Annotated in this window: 23 protein-coding genes and 2 tRNA genes (1 of these 25 cut by a window edge); 6 read left to right on the top strand and 19 right to left on the bottom strand. The window is 64.1% G+C overall.

Annotation, left to right across the window (positions count from 1 at the left end):
- Positions 1 to 549, top strand: the 3' portion of a protein-coding gene (gene hflK, locus F3W81_RS01080) for an FtsH protease activity modulator HflK (protein ID WP_193081786.1). 519 nt of this gene lie to the left of the window's left edge; 549 of the gene's 1,068 nt are visible here — the last part of the coding sequence; its start codon lies beyond the left edge, outside the window; it ends in the stop codon at positions 547 to 549.
- Positions 546 to 1,568: a protease modulator HflC gene (hflC, locus tag F3W81_RS01075; RefSeq protein ID WP_226941787.1), complete on the top strand. Its 1,023-nt coding sequence runs from the start codon at positions 546 to 548 to the stop codon at positions 1,566 to 1,568. The genes hflK and hflC overlap by 4 nt, the downstream gene beginning before the upstream one ends.
- Before the next feature lie 209 nt (positions 1,569 to 1,777).
- Here the strand turns inward: hflC and F3W81_RS01070 are convergent.
- The 14 genes from F3W81_RS01070 to F3W81_RS20665 all read right to left on the bottom strand — a co-directional run bounded on the left by F3W81_RS01070 (position 1,778) and on the right by F3W81_RS20665 (position 10,514).
- Positions 1,778 to 1,852 (bottom strand) — tRNA-Phe (locus F3W81_RS01070).
- A gap of 141 nt (positions 1,853 to 1,993) precedes the next feature.
- Positions 1,994 to 2,194 (bottom strand): DNA gyrase inhibitor YacG, encoded by a 201-nt coding sequence (locus F3W81_RS01065; RefSeq protein ID WP_193081785.1) that lies wholly within the window; start codon positions 2,192 to 2,194, stop codon positions 1,994 to 1,996.
- Complete coding sequence (locus F3W81_RS01060; protein WP_193081784.1) at positions 2,191 to 3,264, bottom strand: ribonuclease E/G; 1,074 nt, start codon at positions 3,262 to 3,264, stop codon at positions 2,191 to 2,193. The genes F3W81_RS01065 and F3W81_RS01060 overlap by 4 nt, the downstream gene beginning before the upstream one ends.
- Positions 3,261 to 3,839 carry a Maf family protein gene (locus F3W81_RS01055; protein WP_193081783.1) on the bottom strand — a complete coding sequence of 193 codons (579 nt, stop codon included), beginning with the start codon at positions 3,837 to 3,839 and terminating at the stop codon, positions 3,261 to 3,263. The genes F3W81_RS01060 and F3W81_RS01055 overlap by 4 nt, the downstream gene beginning before the upstream one ends.
- A gap of 45 nt (positions 3,840 to 3,884) precedes the next feature.
- Positions 3,885 to 4,103 (bottom strand): translation initiation factor IF-1, encoded by a 219-nt coding sequence (gene infA, locus F3W81_RS01050; RefSeq protein ID WP_010137880.1) that lies wholly within the window; start codon positions 4,101 to 4,103, stop codon positions 3,885 to 3,887.
- Between the two features lie 84 nt (positions 4,104 to 4,187).
- Positions 4,188 to 5,063 (bottom strand): carbon-nitrogen hydrolase family protein, encoded by an 876-nt coding sequence (locus F3W81_RS01045; protein WP_193081782.1) that lies wholly within the window; start codon positions 5,061 to 5,063, stop codon positions 4,188 to 4,190.
- Positions 5,064 to 5,084: 21 nt separating this feature from the next.
- On the bottom strand, positions 5,085 to 5,663 hold the full coding sequence (locus F3W81_RS01040) for a GNAT family N-acetyltransferase (RefSeq protein WP_193081780.1): 579 nt from the start codon (positions 5,661 to 5,663) through the stop codon (positions 5,085 to 5,087).
- Positions 5,663 to 6,061 (bottom strand): ketosteroid isomerase-related protein, encoded by a 399-nt coding sequence (locus F3W81_RS01035; RefSeq protein ID WP_193081779.1) that lies wholly within the window; start codon positions 6,059 to 6,061, stop codon positions 5,663 to 5,665. The genes F3W81_RS01040 and F3W81_RS01035 overlap by 1 nt, the downstream gene beginning before the upstream one ends.
- Positions 6,062 to 6,079: 18 nt before the next feature.
- Positions 6,080 to 6,541, bottom strand: a complete 462-nt coding sequence (locus F3W81_RS01030) for an arsenate-mycothiol transferase ArsC (protein ID WP_193081778.1) — start codon at positions 6,539 to 6,541, stop codon at positions 6,080 to 6,082.
- Between the two features lie 7 nt (positions 6,542 to 6,548).
- Entirely contained in the window at positions 6,549 to 7,028 is a 480-nt protein-coding gene (locus F3W81_RS01025; RefSeq protein ID WP_193081776.1) for a UPF0262 family protein, read from the bottom strand.
- Between the two features lie 126 nt (positions 7,029 to 7,154).
- Complete coding sequence (gene hisD, locus F3W81_RS01020) at positions 7,155 to 8,459, bottom strand: histidinol dehydrogenase (RefSeq protein WP_193081775.1); 1,305 nt, start codon at positions 8,457 to 8,459, stop codon at positions 7,155 to 7,157.
- A gap of 118 nt (positions 8,460 to 8,577) precedes the next feature.
- Entirely contained in the window at positions 8,578 to 9,042 is a 465-nt protein-coding gene (locus F3W81_RS01015) for a DUF2948 family protein (RefSeq protein WP_193081774.1), read from the bottom strand.
- Entirely contained in the window at positions 9,039 to 10,310 is a 1,272-nt protein-coding gene (gene murA / locus F3W81_RS01010) for a UDP-N-acetylglucosamine 1-carboxyvinyltransferase (protein ID WP_193081772.1), read from the bottom strand. The genes F3W81_RS01015 and murA overlap by 4 nt, the downstream gene beginning before the upstream one ends.
- A gap of 6 nt (positions 10,311 to 10,316) precedes the next feature.
- Positions 10,317 to 10,514, bottom strand: a complete 198-nt coding sequence (locus tag F3W81_RS20665) for a hypothetical protein (RefSeq protein ID WP_226941786.1) — start codon at positions 10,512 to 10,514, stop codon at positions 10,317 to 10,319.
- A 123-nt stretch (positions 10,515 to 10,637) separates the two neighbouring features.
- Between F3W81_RS20665 and F3W81_RS01005 the strand changes: the two genes are divergently transcribed.
- The 4 genes from F3W81_RS01005 (at position 10,638) to F3W81_RS00990 (ending at position 12,133) form a co-directional block, all read left to right on the top strand.
- A tRNA-Thr gene (locus F3W81_RS01005) sits at positions 10,638 to 10,712 on the top strand.
- 147 nt (positions 10,713 to 10,859) lie between these two features.
- A complete protein-coding gene (locus F3W81_RS01000) occupies positions 10,860 to 11,216 on the top strand; it encodes a hypothetical protein (protein WP_193081771.1) in 357 nt (118 codons plus the stop codon).
- Positions 11,213 to 11,806, top strand: coding sequence for a DedA family protein (locus F3W81_RS00995; protein ID WP_193081770.1), 594 nt, complete (start codon positions 11,213 to 11,215; stop codon positions 11,804 to 11,806). Before F3W81_RS01000 ends, F3W81_RS00995 begins: the two co-directional genes overlap by 4 nt.
- Positions 11,807 to 11,920: 114 nt before the next feature.
- The gene (locus F3W81_RS00990) at positions 11,921 to 12,133 is read left to right on the top strand and encodes a YgaP family membrane protein (protein WP_193081768.1); all 213 of its coding nucleotides are present in this window, start codon (positions 11,921 to 11,923) and stop codon (positions 12,131 to 12,133) included.
- 4 nt (positions 12,134 to 12,137) lie between these two features.
- Here F3W81_RS00990 and F3W81_RS00985 read toward each other — a convergent pair whose 3' ends face one another.
- From F3W81_RS00985 to F3W81_RS00965, 5 genes are all read right to left on the bottom strand, one after another.
- Complete coding sequence (locus F3W81_RS00985; protein WP_193081767.1) at positions 12,138 to 13,571, bottom strand: TrkH family potassium uptake protein; 1,434 nt, start codon at positions 13,569 to 13,571, stop codon at positions 12,138 to 12,140.
- A gap of 188 nt (positions 13,572 to 13,759) precedes the next feature.
- Positions 13,760 to 15,022 carry an MFS transporter gene (locus F3W81_RS00980; protein ID WP_226941785.1) on the bottom strand — a complete coding sequence of 421 codons (1,263 nt, stop codon included), beginning with the start codon at positions 15,020 to 15,022 and terminating at the stop codon, positions 13,760 to 13,762.
- Positions 15,019 to 15,162 (bottom strand): hypothetical protein, encoded by a 144-nt coding sequence (locus F3W81_RS00975; RefSeq protein WP_193081765.1) that lies wholly within the window; start codon positions 15,160 to 15,162, stop codon positions 15,019 to 15,021. The genes F3W81_RS00980 and F3W81_RS00975 overlap by 4 nt, the downstream gene beginning before the upstream one ends.
- Positions 15,163 to 15,322: 160 nt before the next feature.
- Positions 15,323 to 17,221, bottom strand: a complete 1,899-nt coding sequence (locus F3W81_RS00970) for an acyl-CoA synthetase (protein WP_193081764.1) — start codon at positions 17,219 to 17,221, stop codon at positions 15,323 to 15,325.
- A 227-nt stretch (positions 17,222 to 17,448) separates the two neighbouring features.
- Positions 17,449 to 19,263, bottom strand: coding sequence for an ABC transporter transmembrane domain-containing protein (locus F3W81_RS00965; RefSeq protein ID WP_193081762.1), 1,815 nt, complete (start codon positions 19,261 to 19,263; stop codon positions 17,449 to 17,451).
- Between the last annotated feature and the right edge of the window lie 40 nt (positions 19,264 to 19,303).

Genomic DNA, 19,303 nt, shown 5'->3' with positions numbered 1-19,303 from the left:
CTGCGCTATGTCTCTGAATCGGTGATGCGCGAGGTCGTCGGCGACCGCACGGTGGACGAGGTGATCACCATCGGCCGTCAGGAGATCGAGAGCGAGGCCCTGCTGAAGATGCAGGAGCTGAGCACGAAATACGCCATGGGCATCAGCATCGACCAGGTGCAGCTGAAGAACATCAACCCGCCCGGCCCGGTGCAGGCGTCGTTCAACGAGGTCAATCAGGCGCAGCAGGAGAAGGAGCGCCTGATCAACGAGGCGCGCCGCGAATACAACAAGGTGATCCCGCTGGCCGAGGGCGAGAAGGATCAGCGCATCCGTGAGGCCGACGGCTATCGCCTGAAGCGCGTCAATGAGGCCGAGGGCGACGCCGCCCGCTTTACCGCCCTGCTGGCGGAGTACGAGAAAGCACCCGAAGTCACCCGCCGCCGGATCTACATCGAAACGATGGAGAGCGTGCTGCCGAAAATCCAGTCCAAGATCGTCGTTGATGGGCCGACCGGGGGCATTCTGCCGCTGCTCAACCTCAACCGCGAGCCGGGAGAACGCCCATGAAAATCGCCCTCAGCATCGCCGTGATCCTTGCTGTTCTTGCCGCCGTCGCCGGGACCAGCGCCATCTATACCGTGGGCGAGGTCGAGCAGGCCATCATCACCCAGTTCGGCAAACCTGTCGGCAAACCGATCACCACCGCCGGGCTGAAGGTCAAGGTACCCTTCATTCAGGAGGTCAACCGCATCGACCGCCGCGTGCTGGAGTGGGATGGCAACCCCTCGGACATGCCGACCAAGGACAAGCTCTATATCTCGGTCGACCTGTTCGCGCGCTGGAAGATCACCGATCCGCTGCAGTACTTCCTGCGCCTGCGCGACGAACGCAGTGCGCAATCACGCCTCGACGACATTCTGGGCAGCGAGACCCGCAATGCCGTCGCCAAGCATGAGCTGATCGAGATCATCCGCACCACCAAGGGTCGCACGCCGCTGCGCGACACGCTGCTGACGGATCAGGAGCTGGCGCAGGATATCGGCTCCCTCGTCCCGATCAATAAAGGCCGCGCTCTGGTCGAGCGGGAGATTTTCATCGCCGCTGCAGAAAAGGTCCGGGTCTTCGGGATCGAGCTGCTGGATATCCGCTTCAAGCGGATCAACTACAATGAAAGCGTGCGGCCCAAGATCTATGACCGGATGATTTCCGAACGGCGCCAGATCGCGGAACGCTTCCTCTCCGAGGGCAATGGCGAGGCGGCGCGGATTCGCGGCAACCGTCTGCGCGATCTCAACAAGATCCAGTCCGAAGCCTATCGCGCGGTCGAGGAAATCCGTGGCGTCGCCGACGCCTCTGCCGCTGCGATCTATTCGCAGGCCTATAACAATGGCCCCCGCGCCGCCGAGTTCTATGCCTTCACCCGCACCATGCAGGCCTATGGCGACATGATCTCGGACGGCACGACGCTTGTGCTGAGCACCGACAGCGATCTGTTTCACTACCTGCGCGGCATGGCCCCTGTCGCACCGGCTGAAACCGACAGCGCCCCCGCGCTCGGGGTGCGCCTCGAAGCTGTGAACCCCTGAAGGTGGCGAAACCCTGAAGACAGTGGCGGGGGCGCGAACAGCCCCCGCCACCATGTCACGAGGTCAGGCCGAAAGCCCCTGCCATCGCACCGGCCAACGAAATTGCGGCCGCCGAAAGAGCAGACATCATGGCTTGCAAAGGGAAAGGTCGTCTCAGCGCTCACTACAGTTGCGAACAACCGGAGCTACTAAAACTGAACCACTTAAAGTGGTGCCCGGGGGCGGAATCGAACCACCGACACGAGGATTTTCAATCCACTGCTCTACCCCTGAGCTACCCGGGCACGGGTGAAGGCGTTGCCTTCTGGGTGTGGGCGTTCTAGGCGACGGGTGGGGCGGTGTCCAGAGGGTTTTTGCAAAAACTTCACCGCAGGTGAAAACTATTTTGAAATGGCGAAACTGTACCGCCCAGCCCTCTGAAAACCTTAAGAAAGTCGCGGTTTCGATTGCGGATTTTGCAGCTCTTCTTCCAGCGCCTCGACGACCGCTTCAAGGTCGTCGGGATCACTCGAGGGCACGGCGTAACTGCCGTTGAACCAGCGCGCCAGATCAAGGTCTGCGCAGCGCTTGCTGCAGAAGGGACGGTACTTGGGATCGACCTCAGCGTCGCAGATCGGGCAGCTCATCCCAGCAGCGCATTCAGGATCGGCGCCAGCGGCAGACGGGCGCGTTTGCGCTGCAGTTCGTAGTTGCCCAGAGGCGTCCAGCCGGCCAGCACCGTCTCGGTCGCGTCCTGCCGGAAGGCAGCCCGCAGCGAGGTTTCGAACTGGCGACGGTCCTTCTTGCCCATCGGCGCGAGGTCGAGGAAAATCTGCCCCCCCAGCCCACGCAGACGCAGCTGACGCGGCAGGTCCTTGGCGGCAGCGATATTGGCGCGCAGACCCGAGGCCGGGCCATTGTCGGCACCGGTGTTCACATCCACAGCAACGCAGGCGCGCGTGACTTCGACGAACATCGAGGCGTCGCCACCCAAGCCAACTTCGGGACGCGCCAGACGTTCGAGCAGGTCATCGACGCCGAGGTCGGCGAAGGCCCCCTTGCGGTCGACCACATCCGCCGCGCCCGACCAGTCACGCCAGGCAAGCTCATGCGGGCCGGGGCCCTCCAGAAGCACTTCGGCCTCTTTGCCCGAATCGTTCAGCACCTGAGTCGCCAGCGCGATCATCGCCGCGATATCCTCGGCCACATCGTCCGGATCGGCGGTGGCGCAGGCCGAGCGCAGAATCAGGCCGGCAGGATCATCGCCCTGGGCCAGCGGATGATCCGCGAACAATTCATGCGCGATCTCGAGGACCTGCACGCGCAGCTCCTCGTCCTTGATCGAGCGCGAGACATTGATGCCCGGCGCGCCGGGGGTGACGATGGCATAGCGGCTCTTGAACAGGATGCGCTGCGTCAGCGGCAGGGCCTTGCCCGGCTCGGCGTAGCCGGTGACCTGCACCAGCAGCGGCTCGCCCGGCTTCATGCCCTTGATCTGACGCAGGAAACCATTGCCCTCGGGGGTGCGCAGAAAGATCCCGCCCTGTCCTTTGACAGGCCGGTCGCAGATGCCGCGATAGATCGTGCCGGGGCGCGGCTGGTCGGCATCGTCGATCAGCAGATCCGACAGACGCCCGTCTTCCAGCAATGCCGCAACTTCGACCTGACCGCCCTGCCCGTCGGGCAGATGGTCCAGAACAATCTGCAGACCCTTCATGATTCTTCCTTCCAGAGCGGCCAGCCTGCCGCCATCAGCAATTGTGCAGTCTCGGTCACCGGCAGGCCCATGACGGCCGAAAACGATCCGGAGATCCAGGGGATGAACGCCCCCGCAGGCCCTTGAATGCCGTAGCCCCCGGCCTTGCCCTGCCAGTCCATGCTGGCAAGATAGCCGTTCACTTCGACATCCGAGAGCTGCTTCATGCGCACCGTGGTCACCACGTCACGCAGCCACAGCCGCTCGCCATATTTCAGGGCGATCGCGGTAATCACCCGGTGCCGCCGTCCCGACAGCGCCCAGAGGAACTCTGCCGCCTGCCCTGCATTCTCAGGCTTGCCGAGGATACGACGGCCAAGCGCGACCGTGGTATCGGCGCACAGGACAATCTCGTCCTGCTGCGCCACCACGGCGGCGGCCTTCTCGCGGGCCATGCGCGCGCAATAGGGGCGCGGCAGCTCGGCCGGATAGGGCGTTTCATCAATGTCGGGGGGACGAATATCGTCGGGCGTCACCCCCAGCTGAGCCAGAAGCTCAAGCCGCCGGGGGCTTCCCGATCCGAGGACAAGTTTCAAATCCGGTCCTCACTCAGTTTTGCAGTACCGCGCAACAGCGCGATATCACTTGAAGCGGTAGTTGATCCGACCCTTGGTCAGATCATAGGGGGTCATCTCGACCTGCACCTTGTCGCCTGCGAGAACACGGATGCGGTTCTTGCGCATCTTGCCTGCCGTATGTGCGATGATCTCATGGCCATTCTCAAGCTCGACCCGAAACGTCGCATTGGGCAGGAGTTCCTTCACGACGCCGGGGAATTCGAGAATATCTTCCTTGGCCATGTGGTCTCCTGAAACAATGAAACCGCCAACGCGTGGCGGATAGGCGGCTAAATGGGCCTTTCGCGCGGGATATTCAAGAAAAAACTATTTGAGCGGGCAAAGTTCAACCGTATCCGTGCTATCCTGCTCGCTCCAATGGGCCCGGTTTCGCACATTGCCACTGGTTCGGATGCGATTGATGTCGGCAAGGTCGACTTCGCCGTAGGTCCAGCCGGGCTGGTTCAGCGTGCCCTCGGCAATCACACCTGTGCCGGGAAAGCCGCGATCAGGGGGCGCAAAGATGCCACCCATGCCGCAATTGCTCTCCACCGCCTCCAGCCAGTCGCACGGCCCGACGGTCGAGGACATGACCGCGACGAACTGATTTTCCAGCGCCCGCGCCATCGCGCCGATGCGCACCCGCCAATAGCCCTCAAGCGCCTCGGTGCAGGACGGCACGAGCAGCAGGTCCGCCTCGCGCTGCGCGCGCGCCAGCAAGGGGTATTCACTGTCATAGCAGATGTTGATGGCGATCTTGCCGATCGCCGTGTCGAAGATCTTCAGCGGCGCCAGCCCCTCGACGCCCCAGGGGGTGCGCTCCCACAGGGTCATGATCTGCTTGTCCTGAAACCCCGCCTGCCCCGTCGGCGTATAGAGCGCGGCACGGTTGACGATGCGCTTGTCCTCCAGCACCACAGGGGCCGATGCTCCGAGGATATGCACGCCATGCTCGGCCGCCAGCGCCAGATGCAGCGCCCCCACCTGCCCCATCAGATCCGAAATCGCCTGCGACGCCTTCTGCAGATCGCGGCACACCTCTGCCCCGGCGAGCGAGGCCAGTTCCATCGCGCCGTATTCGGGAAACACCAGCAGCGTCGCCCCCTGCCCTGCGGCCTCGGCCACCCAGGTGCTCAGCTTGCTCTCATAGGCGGCCCAGTCATCGAACCAGGTCAGCGGATAGGCGGCGGTGGCAATTTTCATCATCTCTCCTCAAAGCGCAGCTTACAGCGCCTTCATCCAGAATTGCAGATCATGGGGGGATTGTTCAACCGCGCCAATGTCTTTCCACTGAAACTGCGCAATCACACCGGGCAATGGCGCATACCCACGCTTCGCCCAGAACGCCGCCAAGGAGCGCGCGGCCTCAGGCCGCATCGGATGGTCCTCAGGCCGGATCACGCCGCAAAACGCACTATAGCTGCGCCCGAGGGCACGGGCATGCGCCTCTCGTGCGTCGAAAAAGGCGTGGCCAAGGCCCTGCCCGCGATACTCTGGCAACAGGACCGATTCGGCACAGTAGAAGATATCCTCCAGCGGCTCGGTCCGCGTGGCAAAGGCAGCGGCGAAATCATCCGCATGCGCCTCCATCGCCATACCTGTCGCCACCCCGACGATTCGCGGCCCGTCAAAGGCCGCGACCACCACCGCGCTTGGCGCGAGATAGGCGTCGAGATAGCTCAGCTCATAAGAAACATCGCCGTCATAAAGATACGGCCAGTCACGAAACACCTCGATTCGCAGCCGCGCCACATCCTCCAGCGCGTCCCTGAGGCCCGCGCCCGTCAGCACCTCAACCCGCATCAGGCCGAGACCTGCGCCACCCAATCCGCCAGGTTGTAATAGGTCGTCACCCGGCTGATCAGCCCATCCTCGTCTAGGTCAAAGAACGACCCCGCAGGCAAACGATAGGTCTGGCCCCGCGCCTCCGGCAGCCCGGAGTCGCTCTCCAAATAGGTGCCGTTGACGATATATTCCGCCGCCCCGCGCCGCCCGCCTTCTGCGCTGAACACCACCATATCGGTCAGCTCTTCGCGGTAGCAGCGGCTCATATGGGCACAGAAATCGGCAAACTGCGCCTTGCCGCGGCGAATATTGCCCTCATTGACGTGATGCGCCACCTCGTCAGAGACACAGGCCAGCATGGCGGGCGTATCGCCTGCATTGAAAGCCGCGAAATAGCGCTGAATGGTATCGGTCATGGGAAATCCTTCGGGATGTCAGAGATCAGTGCGCGGTGCGCCAAAGCGTTGCTGCAGGCGGCTAATGATCTGGTCACGGCTCTGGCGGTAGGAATTCAGCTTCTGATCCCGCGTTTCGCCAATGCCGGTGGGGTCCATGATCGGCCAGTATTCTACGGTCAGATGGAAAAACCGCGTCAGCTCCAGTGCCGAGCGTTGACTGGCCGGCGACAGCGCCACCACCAGATCGAAGCTGCTGAGGTCATCGCCCCACTGCTGCATTTCCTCGAAACTGCGCGAACGATGCCGCGCCAGCCCGACGCCCATCTCGGCGCAGACGGCGATGGCGAACCCGTCGATCTCCAGATCGTTATGGACGCCGACGGACTGCACGTAGGTCTCGGCACCGTAGAACTTCTTCATGAAGCCCTCGGCCATGGGCGAGCGCACCGCGTTGTGATCGCAGCAGAACAACACCGATTGCGGACGTTCCGCTGTCAAAACAGACTTAGCCTCCGAAGTGCAACACGCATACGAGCGTAAACAGACGACGCGCAGTGTCGTGGTCTACGATGGCTTTGCCTTCGAGTCGTTCAACAAGGATGCGCGCACCCTCATCATGGATGCCCCGCCGGGCCATGTCGATGGTCTCGATCTGCGAGGGCGGTAAATTCTTCACCGCATCGAAGTAGCTTTTGCAGATCGCAAAATAATCCTTCACCACCTGCCGGAACGGCCCGAGCGACAGCAGAAACTGCGCCGCCTCGTCTCCGGCTTCGGTGCGGATATCAAAGACCAGCCGTTTTTCGCGGATCGACAGGCCCACCTTGTAGGGGCCGTCGGGGGCCACGCGATCATCCCGTTTGGGCAGAGAAAACGAATTTTCTTCCATCAGATCAAAGATGGCGACACGTCTTTCCTGCTCGATCTCCGGGGTCGGAGCCGGCAAGTTGCGGTCGTCCAGTTCGATATGCGTAATCCGCGACATAAGCATCGGATCCCCTTCAGGCTGCAGGCGAGTCTCACCTCGCCCCACATATTATGCTGCAACGCAGAAAAACGCCACAAAATCTTAACGTCAGGTTAATATCGTGGCAGGTTGCGGAGCAAGGGCTCAGTGCCGGTTCAGGCGATCCAATCTTGCGCGCACCGAAAGTCCATGCGCCTCAAGGCTTTCCGAGGTGGCCAGCGTTTCGGCCGCCGGGCCAATCGCCGCCAGCGCCGCCGGGGTCATCTGTGCCAGCGTCGTGCGCTTGATGAAATCCATCACCGACAGACCAGAGGAGAACCGCGCCGAGCGCGCCGTGGGCAGCACGTGGTTCGGCCCGCCAACGTAGTCGCCGATCGCCTCGGGCGTCCAGGCGCCAAGGAAGATCGCCCCGGCGTGGATGCATTTCTCCGACAGCGCCTGCGGGTCGGCGACGCAGAGCTCAAGGTGCTCGGGCGCGATCCGGTTCGACAGAGCCGCCGCCTGATCCATGTCATCGACGATGATCACCGCGCCAAAGTCGCGCCAGCTGGCCCCGGCAATCACCCGCCGCTCCAGCGTCTCAAGGCGTTTTTCGACCGCCTCGGTCACGGCGCTCGCCAGCTCGGGACTGTCGGTGATCAGGATCGACTGCGCGCTCTCGTCATGCTCGGCCTGGCTCAGCAGATCCAACGCCAGCCAGTCGGGATCGTTGTCGCCGTCGGCAATCACCAGAATCTCGGACGGTCCCGCGATCATGTCGATACCGACCTTGCCGAAAACCCGCCGTTTCGCCGCCGCCACAAAGGCATTGCCCGGCCCGGTGATCTTGTCGACCGGCGCGATGCTCTCGGTGCCATAGGCCAGCGCGGCAATCGCCTGCGCGCCGCCGATGCGGTAAACCTCGTCAACGCCAGACAGCCGCGCCGCCAGCAAGACCAAGGGGTTGGCCTTGCCATCAGGCGTCGGCACGCAGATCGCCAACCGCTCTACCCCCGCCACCTTGGCCGGAATCGCGTTCATCAGCACGGAGGAGGGATAGGACGCCAGACCGCCGGGCACATAGAGCCCCGCCGCCGACACCGCCGACCACCTCCAGCCGAGTGAAGCGCCATCGGGATCGGTCCAGAAGGCATCCTGCGGCACCTGTCGGACGTGATAGGCCCGGATGCGTTCGGCGGCCAGTTCCAGCGCCTGACGCTCAGCCGCCGGCACCGCCGCGCAATGGGCGTCAATCTCGGCTTCGGAGAATCGCAGTGTCTCGGGCGTCAGCTCCATGCGGTCGAACTTGGTGGTCAGCTCGATCACGGCGGCGTCGCCGCGCGCACGCACGTCCCGGATAATGCCCGCCACCACGTCATCGACGTCGGGGCTGTCCTCGCGCTTTGCACTCAGCAGAGCGGTGAAACGGCTTTCAAAATCGGCATCGGATATGGACAGAAATTGCGGCATCGAACCCTCCAGAGGTGCGCGACCTCATTAGACCGATGTCCGCCCCGCCTCAAGCACCCCTTGGCGCGACGCGGCGTGCAAGGATGGCGAGGACCCTGCCCCGCCACCCCGCATCTATTCAGGCACCGTGATCCGGCACCTTGCCCGAGGGCGCGCGGTAGGGCCGCGTCACGTCGCGCAGCACGACCTCAAGCGCCTCGACCTGCAGACGGATCGCGCCGTCCCCCGCCAGCGTGATCAGCACCTGACCACTTGGCGCATCGCCGGGCACGAACTCGACCGCCAGCACCGACAGCACCGTGTCCTTGTCGGCCCGGCTGACCCCTTGCGAGGCAACGCTCTGCACGGTCTCGAACGACAGCACCGATTGCACCCGCTCGGCTTCCAGCTGCGCGCCGTTTTCCCAGCGGAACCGGTTCAGCAGCAGCGCAAAGCGCCTGTCGCTTTTGGCAAACCGCATCTCCGTTGCCGGAAACACCGCGTCCTGCACCAGCGCCGAAATCACCCCGAGGTCGTCCGCCTCGAACGCGCCGAGGTTCAGCGGTGCCTCGCGGCCATCTTCAAACCGTGCATCTTCACTCATGTCGAAGCAATCCGTTCAATCTTTGCGCCACAGGCGGAGAGTTTCTCTTCAACCCTCTCATACCCGCGGTCGAGGTGATAGACCCGGCTAACCACCGTTTCGCCCTCCGCCGCCAACCCGGCCAGGATCAGACTGACCGAGGCCCGCAGATCCGTCGCCATCACCGGCGCGCCCTTCAGACGATCAACACCCGTCACCGTGGCATGGCCACCGTGCACGTCGATCTTCGCGCCCATGCGAATCAGTTCCGGCGCATGCATGAAGCGATTCTCGAAGATCTTCTCTTCCAGCACCGACGTCCCCTCGGCCGTGCAGAGCAGCGCCATCATCTGCGCCTGCAGATCGGTCGGGAAACCGGGGAAAGGTTCGGTGGTCACATCCACCGCCTGCACTCGAACGCCCTCGGCCCGGCTGACCAGAAGACCCTTCTCGGTCTCCTCGATGGTGACGCCGGTTTGCTCCAGCTTCTGACAGAAGGCCTCCAGCAGAGACCGCTTGCCGCCCAGCAGCTCAACCCGGCCACCGCAGAACGCCGGGGCCAGCATATAGGTGCCCAGCTCGATCCGGTCGGTGACAACCGGGTGAGTCGCGCCGCCCAGCCGATCGACGCCCTGAATGGTGATCGTGGACGTCCCCTCGCCATCGATCTGCGCGCCCATGCGGCGCAGACATTGCGCAAGGTCAACAATCTCGGGCTCGCGCGCGGCGTTCTTCAGCACCGTGGTGCCCTTGGCCAGCGTCGCCGCCATCAGCGCGTTCTCTGTCGCGCCGACCGACACGATGGGAAACTCGAAGGTGCCGCCCTTCAGCCCGCCGGGCGCTTTTGCATGCACATAGCCCTCTTTCAGCTCCAGCTCGGCCCCAAGAGCCTCCAGCGCCTTCAGGTGCAGATCGACCGGGCGCGCCCCAATGGCGCAGCCACCGGGCAGCGACACCACTGCATGACCATCGCGCGCCAGCATCGGCCCCAGCACCAGAATCGAGGCGCGCATCTTGCGCACGATCTCGTAGTCGGCCTTGTGGTTGTTGATGTCATGGCTCGACATCGCCAGCACCTTGCCGCCCTGCAGGCTGGTCACTTCGGCCCCCAGCGACTGCAACAGGGCCGTCATCGTGCGAATATCGCTGAGGCGCGGCGCATTGGTCAGTGTCAGCGGCTCCTCGCTCAGCAGAGTCGCGGGCATCAGCGTCAGGCAGGCGTTCTTCGCCCCTGCGATCGGGATCTGCCCGTTCAGAGGGCCGTTGCCCGTCACCAGTATCGAATCCATCTGCTCTCAGTCCTCATTCTTTTCATTAGGGGGCGCGAGGCTGTCATCTAGTGCGCCAGCCTCATCTGTCCCGCCGGGCGTGTCATTTGGCGTGCTTCTGGCGCGGGCCTGTGCCTTGCGCCGGGCCAGGTTTGCCTTCAGCGCCGCTTTCAGCCTGTCATCCCGCGTTTTCGCGCCTTTTGCCTTAACTGGTTTGTCTGTCATGCGCCTTCTGTAAAGCACGGCTGAAAAACCGTCCAGTTTATGCTTGCACCCCCCGCGGATTGCGTCTAATCAGCCGCCCACGGCACAGGGGAAGACGCGCAAGCAGACGCCCCGGCAAACGGCGCCGCAGTAGCTCAGTGGTAGAGCGCGTCATTGGTAATGACGAGGTCGGGAGTTCAATCCTCCCCTGCGGCACCATCAAATATCTCCCCGATATCATAGGCTTATGCATCACCCCGCGCCGTGCGCCCTTTCGCGCCTTTGCCACATGGCGTGGCGCAGCCGCCCGGTATACTCTCGCGCCATGCACAGTCCCGACCGGCCTCTCTACCCCCCTTCCCTGACATGAGGCGGCTCGCGCGCGCCTGGCACAGCCACCCCCGTTTGCTCAGCGCCTTTGTGGTGGCTCTGGCCGTCACGCTGGTCTTTGCCAGCCGCATGGTGTTCTTCACGATCTACTGGGCCGACCCGAGCCACCGCGATCAGAGCGTGCAGAGCTGGATGACCCCCGGCTACATCGCCCGATCGTGGGATATCCCGCGCGAGGCGCTGTTCGACTCGCTCGGCGAGGTGCTGCACCCCGGCCAACGTCAGACGCTGGAGCAGGTCTCCCAACGCACCGGCATCCCCCTGCCCACCCTGACCCGGATGATCGAAGACGCCATCGCCGCGCAGCGGCGCAACACCGGGGCCGAGCGATGATCGAGACGCTGCTGCGACTGGTGCCGACCTATGGCCTCTATGTCGTGGCGCTGTCGACCTTCCTCAGCTGCCTTGCGGTGCCGATTCCCTCGTCGCTGATCATGCTCACCGCCGGGGCCTTCATGGCCACGGGCGACCTGCCCCTGACGACCACCGCCGCCCTTGCGCTGCTGGGGGCGGTGCTCGGCGATCAGCTCGGCTATGGCATGGGGCGGGCCGGCTCGCGCCATCTCGACCGGCTGCGCGGCTCCCCCGCCGCCCTGATCGTGCGCGCGCGCCACCTCGCCGACGCCCATGGCGGTAGCGCCGTCTTTCTCAGCCGCTGGCTGTTCAGCCCGCTCGGCCCCTACATGAACCTCGTCACCGGGGCGGCGGGCATGGCCTGGCTGCGCTTCACCCTCTGGGACATCGCGGGCGAGGCCGTCTGGATCACGCTCTACCTCGGCCTCGGCTATACCTTCTCCGGCCAGATCGAGGCCGTCGCCAGCCTCGCCGCGAACTTCAGCGGCACACTCGCTGCCGGGGCGGTCACCCTCGGCCTCGGCCTCTGGCTCAGGGCGGCCCCGCGCTCCGACCACCGCCCGACCTGATCCATGTCAGGGACAGAGCGCGCGCCCCGTGGCACAGCGCTCTCAGGGCCGCTCCCGTGGCTCTGACGCAAACCGCGGCCCCGCGACGGGCTGCCTGACCCCGGAGTGCACGACATGAGCAAGAATGTTGGAACGACTGACCGCGCCATTCGGCTGCTGCTCGGCATCGCCCTGATCGCGCTGGCGCTGTTCGGCGGCCTCAGCCTGATGCAGGACAGTGTGATGAAATACGGCGCGGTGATTCTCGGCCTGATCCTGGCGATCACCGGGTTGATGCAGCTCTGCCCGCTCTATGCGATGTTCGGGCTGCGCAGCTGCAAAAGCTGAGTTCTCAGGCCTCGCGCGCGGGCATGACCTCGCGCCAGAACACCGGCGTCAGCAGCGCAAAGACCGTCAGCATCTCCAGCCGGCCCAGATACATCGCCACCACCAGCACCACCTTCACCGGCGCGCTGAGGCTGGCGAAATTGCCAGCCGGTCCGATGACACTGCCGACGCCGGGGCCGACATTGGCCAGCGCCGTGATCGCGCCGCTGGTCGCCGTCTCAAGATCCAGCCCCAGAAACGCCAGAATCACCGCGATGATGGAAAAGGTCGCGACATAGAAGACGAAAAAGGCGATCACACCGCTCAGCACGTCGGGCTGCACCTGCCGCCCCTCGTAGCGCAGCGTCTGGATCGAATGCGGCGAATGCACCCGCGCGATCTCGGACTTGGTGGCGCGGAACAACATGATCCACCGCATCGCCTTCACCCCGCCCGAGGTCGAGCCTGTGCACCCCCCGACAGCCGTCAGCGCGAAAAACACCGCCGCCGCGAAATACCCCCAGACAAGGTAATCCGTCGTCGCAAAGCCCGTCGTCGTGACCACCGAGACGACGTTGAACGCCACCAGCCGCGCCGCGACAAAGACGTTCATCCCGCTGGTCAGGGTCAACCACAGCGTCAGCACGGAAATCACCGCGCCCAGGCTCCACAGCATCATGATCACCTGCTCACTGCGGAACGCGCCCCGGTGAAAGGCGCGGATATACCAGGCAAACGGCAAGCCGCCCATCAGCATGAAGAACGTGCCCGACCACTGCAGGAACGGGCTCTGGAAATGTCCGAAAGAGGCGTCGTAGCCCGAATAGCCCCCCGTCGACAGCGTCGTCATGGCATGGGTGATGGCGTCGAAAATGCTCATCCCGCCGACCGCATAGACCAGCGCGCAAAACGTCATCAGCCCGAGGTAGACCATCAGCGTGGCCGAGGCGAACTTGGCCGCGTTGCTCAGCTCCTTCTCGCTCTTGTCAGAGCTTTCGGTGCGAAACAGCTGCATGCCGCCGACCTTCAGGATCGGCAGCAGCGCGATGCCGGTGACAATGAACCCGACGCCGCCGACCGCCTGCAGGATCGCCCGCCACAGGATGATTCCGCGCGGCGTGCTGTCCAGCCCCGACATCACGGTCGAGCCGGTCGTGGTGATCCCCGACATCGATTCAAACAGCGCGTCCACCGGCGACAGTGTCGTCATATACAGCGGCACCGCCCCCGCCAGCGCCGCCGTCACCCAGACGGAGGAGGTCAGCAGAAAGCCGTGCAGCCGGTGCATGTTCTCGAACGAAGAGTTGGAGGAGAGCGTCAGCGCCATGCCGACAAATCCGGTCAGCACCCCGGACAAGGCAAAGGCCGCCGCCGTCTCGGGAAAGAACAGCGCGTCGACGCCCATCAGTGCCGCAGAGAACAGCAGCACGAGGCCGTTCACGAAGATCACGAAGTTCACGCACGTCCCCCGAAATTGACGTCTGCCGTTTCGCCACAGCCTGCTGTGCTGCTCTGCAGCGTAGGGTCATCCTGACCTATACCCGGCACCGGGTACAGGCAATTGTCTTTGAACCGCGGGCCCGCGTTGCGTCCATATCGCACCTACGGGTTGCCGACGCGATACCGACGCGCTACCGACACGCCGATTTATGTCTCTTCTTCGCCGCGCAGCTCCTGCACCTCGCGCAGTTCGGGGAACAGTTTGTACCACAGCCCGCAGATGCCCATGCAGACCACAGCCCCCAGCGCAACCGAGGGCACCGTGCCCAGCAGCGCCGCCATGCTGCCCGCGCGAAACTCGCCCAACTCATTGGAAGCGCCGATGAAAATCATGTTGACCGCATTGACCCGGCCGCGCAGCCCGTCCGGCGTATTCAGCTGTACCAGCGTGCCCCGGATCACCATCGAAACCATGTCGAACCCGCCAATAAAGGCCAGCGCCAGAACCGATAGCCAGACCACCTTGGACAGCGCGAACACAAGCGTGAAAATCCCGAAGCCCGCCACCGACGCGAACATGATTTTTCCCGCATTCCGCCGGATCGGGTAGTACATCAGCAGCGCCGCCACACCCACCGCTCCGACCGCCGGGGCCGCCCTCAGCAGGCCCAGTCCCAGCGCCCCGACATCAAGGATATCGCGGGCATAAACCGGCAGCATGGCAAACGCCCCGCCCAGCAAAACCGCGAACAGATCCAAGGAGATAGCGCCGAAAATGATCGGCCGCGCGCGGATGAAACGAAAGCCCGCCGTGACCTCTCCCCAGCTGCGCCCGGCCGGTGCGCCGCGCCTTGGCTGACGCGGCACCATGGCCACCAGAGCACCGGCTGCGAACAGGAAAACCACCGAAACGCCATAGGCCGCCTCGGGTGCCAGACCGTACAGCAGGCCCCCCGCAACAGGCCCGCAGATCGTGGCGACCTCGTTGACACTGGAGTTCATCGCCAGCGCTTTCGGCAGGTGTGCAGGCTTGACGATATTGGTGATCAGCGAGCTGCGCGCCGGATTATAAAACGCCCGCGCCGTGCCGAACAGCACCATCACCATGAAGACCATGCGCACATCGGCATTGCCGCGCAGCGTCAGCACCAGCAGGCCCCCGGCCACCAGCGCCTCGATCCACATGCAAAGCGTCATGATACCCCGGCGCGAAAACCGGTCCGCCACGGTGCCTGTCACCAGCACCAGCACCAGCGCCGGTGCAAACTGCGACAGCCCCACCAGCCCCAGATCGAAGGGATTGCGCGTCAGGTCATAGACCTGCCAACCCACGGCAACTGTCTGAATTTGAATGGCAAAACCTGTCAGAAACAGAGCCGCCATGAAATAGCCGTAGCCCGGATTGCGAAATACCTCCCACTTGGAGGGGTTGGTCTCAGGCGCGGTCTGGCCGGTCTTCGCGGCGCTCACGAATAGAAGTCCGAAGTCATTTCAATCCGATCGCCCGTCATTGAAGTGGTGCGACGGCAAACCACCTGCGGATCAAACCCGAGGGTCTGGGCCATGAAAAACAGCCCCGTCGGGTCCGGCAGGCAGCGCGTCGCGGTCATATGGACGAATTTTCCGCGCCTTGCCAAGATGGGTGCGCGCGATGCGTTCCTTGAATTGGCAAAAATATCGCACCTGCCCGAACCCCGCGATGCACCCTCTCCTGACGTGAAAAGGGCGCAGCCCACGGCCACGCCCTCCCCCCTCAAAACGCCCCGCAGCTTACGCGGCTTCCTGCCCCTCGGCCCACTCCCAGGGCCGGGTGTAACTACCCAACAACGTCGCCAGCGCGGCCTCATCCACCGTCCCCGTGCGCACCAGACGCGCGGTCAGGCCGCGTTTCTTGTCGTCGACGACCTCGCGCACCTCACAGGCCAGACCGGCCTCGGAGAGCGCTTCGTTATAGACGCGCTTGATCGCCATCTTGCGCAGATCCGGCTTGAACACCTTGCCCACGGCGGTTTTCGGCAGCTCTTCCAGGATCTCGACATACTTCGGGATCGCCGCGCGCTCGTGGACGTAGACCTTGCAGTGCGCCAGCAGCTCCTCGACCGTGACCTCGGCACCGTCGATCAGCTCGACATAGGCGCAGGGAATCTCACCCGCACGCTCGTCCGGCTGCCCGATCGCCCCGGCAAAGGCGACGGCGGAATGCGCCAGCAGGGCATCTTCGATCATCGCCGGGTCGATGTTATGGCCGCCCCGGATGATCAGATCCTTGGCACGCCCCGTGATGAACAGATAGCCATCGACATCCAGCCGCCCCAGATCGCCGGTGCGCAAGTATCTGTCGTAATGGAACAAATCGTGGTTCTTGACCTCTTCCGTATAGGTCGAGCCGGCATAGACGCCGGGGTTGGCGATACAGATCTCGCCCACCTCGTCGACGCCGCATTCGCGCGGGGCCCCGCCGGAGTTGTCAAAGATCCGCACATCCGTATAGGGAAACGGCACCCCGACCGAGCCGAGCTTGCGCGGCCCCGAATCCGGGTTGCAGGACACAAGGCACGTCGCCTCGGTCAGCCCGTAGCCCTCAAGGATGGTCACGCCAGCCGCCGCCTCAAAGCGGCGAAACAGCTCCTGCGGCAACGGGGCAGAGCCAGAGAACGCCAGCTTCACACTCGACAGATCGGCATCGACCGGCTTTTGCATCAGCACCGAAACAGCCGTGGGAACAGTGGTGATAAAGGTGATCTTCCAGCGCTCGCAGAGCTTCCAGAAATTGTCGAACACCCCGTCACCGCGATAGCCCGCAGGCGTCGGGAAAACGACATGCGCGCCGGACATCACCGCGCCCATCAGCATCACCTGACAGGCAAAGACATGGAACATCGGCAGCGGGCACATGATGTTGTCGGTCTCGCTGAACAGCAGCGTGGCCCCCAGCCAACCGTTGTACACGATCCCCTCGTTCAGGTGCTGCGCCACCTTCGGCATGCCAGTGGTGCCGCCGGTGTGGAAGTACGCCGCCACCCGGTCCACCTGACGATCCTCAAAGCTCAGCTGTTTCGGCTGGCGCGCCATCTCGGGGACAAAGCTCAGCACCTTGGCGTGATGCGTCACCGGCATCTTCGGGCGCAGCAACGGCACCAGCCAGCTTTTCGGCGGGCTGAGATAGCGGTTGAGGTCGACCTCCAGCACCGTCTCGACACCGGGGCAATCGCGTACGGCCATTGCCACCTTCTGCGCCACGTCGGTCTTGGGGAACGCCTTCAGCGTCACGACGACCTTGGCCTTCGTCTCCTGCAGGATCGAGGCGATCTGTTCACTGTCCAGCATCGGGTTGATCGGGTTGACGATCCCCGCCACCATGCCACCCAGCGTGGCATAGATCGTCTCCATCGCGTTCGGCAGCACCAGCGCGACCACGTCGCCCTCGCCCACGCCAAGGCTGCGGAACAGGTTCGCCGATTGGCAGACCTTGTCCAGCAGTTGCGCCCAGCTGACCGTCTCGGAGGGGTCTTTCGGCCCCGATTGCAGCTGAAACGACACCGCGTTGTGGCTGGGGAAGGCTGCGGCCGTCCGGGCGACCATGCCCAGCACGGTCTTGGGCACGTCACGCTCCTCCCAGGGCATCTCGTTCGTCAGTCTCAATGCGTCAGAAACGCCTGAAAAGGTCATGCTCTCTCCTCCCATGTCCTTTCCGCGCCAGTTTCGCGCGGTTGACCCTAGATTTTCACGCCCCGGCGCAATGACAAGCGTGACGCTGCGTTGAGCGCCTCCGACGTCGCGTGAAGCAGGGCCCCTATAGCGGGTCGCAAGGATCAGGACCAGATACGAGTATGAGAGTAAACGCCCGGTTTACAAAGCCTTTTTGCCGGGCCGGCATGGCCGGCGCGGCAAGGCTCTCAGGCGGCGTCAGCGGCCCCGTCGGTGAACTGCAGCCGCGCCAGCCGCGCATAGAGGCCGTTCTGCGCCACCAGCTGATCGTGGGTGCCCTGCGCCACGATTTGCCCCTGCTCCATCACGATGATCCGGTCGGCTTTCTTCACCGTTGCGAGGCGGTGCGCGATGATGATCGTGGTGCGCCCCTCGGCCACCGTCTCGATGGCCTGTTGCACCAGACGCTCGCTCTCGGCGTCCAGCGCACTTGTGGCTTCGTCCAGCAGCAAGACCGGCGCGTCGCGCAGGATGGCGCGGGCAATGGCGATGCGCTGTTTCTGCCCGCCCGACAGCATCACGCCACGTTCGCCCACCGGGCTGTCATAGCCTTCGGGCAGCGCGAGGATGAACTCTTCCGCCGCCGCCGCCTGCGCCGCAGCGACAACCTCGTCGTTGCCCGCATCGGGCCAGCCAAAGCGGATGTTTTCGCGCGCGGTGTCGGCGAAGATCACCGGATCCTGCGCCACCAGCGCGATCGAGCGGCGGAACGCAGGTCGCGACATCGCCGCCAGATCGACGCCATCCAGCAGAATGCGCCCCTGTTCGGGGTCATAAAAGCGCAGCATCAGCTGCATGATGGTGGTCTTGCCCGCGCCCGAGGGGCCGACAACCGCCACCGTCTCGCCGGGATGAATGGTCAGGTTGATGCCCTCCAGCGCCGCCGCATCGGGACGTGAGGGGTAATGGAAGGTGACATTTTCAAACGTGATCTCGCCGCGCACCGTTGCGGGGGGCGCGACAGGCTGGGCCGGATCGTTGACGCGGTCCTCGGCATGCAGCAGCTCGACCAGACGCTCGGTTGCGCCGGCGGCGCGCTGCAATTCGCCCCAGATCTCGGACAGGGCCGCGACAGAGCCTGCGACCATGATCGCATAGATCACGAATTGCACCAGCGCCCCGGTGGTCATGGCGCCCGCGCGCACATCATGCGCCCCGATCCACAACACCCCGACAACGCCCGAGAAAATCAGGAAAATCACGATGACGGTCATCATCGCCCGCGTCCAGATCCGCGTCAGGGCCGAACGATAGCTCGCCTCGGTGACGCGGTCGAACTTGGCCCGGCTCAGCGCCTCATGGGTATAGGCCTGCACCGTCTGCACCGACAGCAGCGCCTCGCTGGCATTGCCCGAGGATTGCGCGATCCAGTCCTGATTTTCGCGGCTCAGGCGGCGCAGCTTGCGGCCCAGCGTCAGGATCGGCACCACCACCAGCGGCACGATCAGCAGCGCCAGCCCGGTCAGTTTGGCCGAGGTCAGCATCATCAGCACGAAGCCACCGGAAAAGATCAGCATGTTGCGCAGCGCGATCGACACCGATGACCCGATCACCGACTGGATCAGCGTCGTATCCGTGGTGATCCGGCTCAGCACTTCGCCGGTCATCGTGGTCTCGTAGAAGGCCGGGCTCATCCCGATGACGCGGCCAAAGACCGCCATGCGGATATCGGCCACGACCCGTTCGCCCAGCCGCGTGACCAGCGCATAGCGCAGCCCCGTGCCGACAGCCAGCAGCGCCGCAATGGCAATGGCGGCAGCGAAATACTGGTTCAGCAGCTCGACCTGACCGGAATTGAAGTTGTCGATCACCCGGCGCGCCGCCAGCGGCAACACGAGCGAGACACAGGCGGTCAGCACCAGCGCACAGATCGCGCCCGCCATCATCACCCGGTAGGGCGCGACGAAAGGCCAGAGATCGCTCAGCGCTCCGACCTTGCGAGAGGTTTCTCGGTTCTGCGCTTCACTGTCTCGTACCGGTCTGCGGGCCACGCCGTACCTCATCTGTTGCGGCCCTTGTGCGGGCCATGGCTACATGACCCCC

Origin of the sequence: Pseudooceanicola spongiae (genome assembly GCF_014899185.1) — a bacterium.
GTDB classification, from domain to species: Bacteria; Pseudomonadota; Alphaproteobacteria; order Rhodobacterales; family Rhodobacteraceae; genus Pseudooceanicola; species Pseudooceanicola spongiae.
This window is presented reverse-complemented; position numbering and strand designations above follow the sequence as displayed.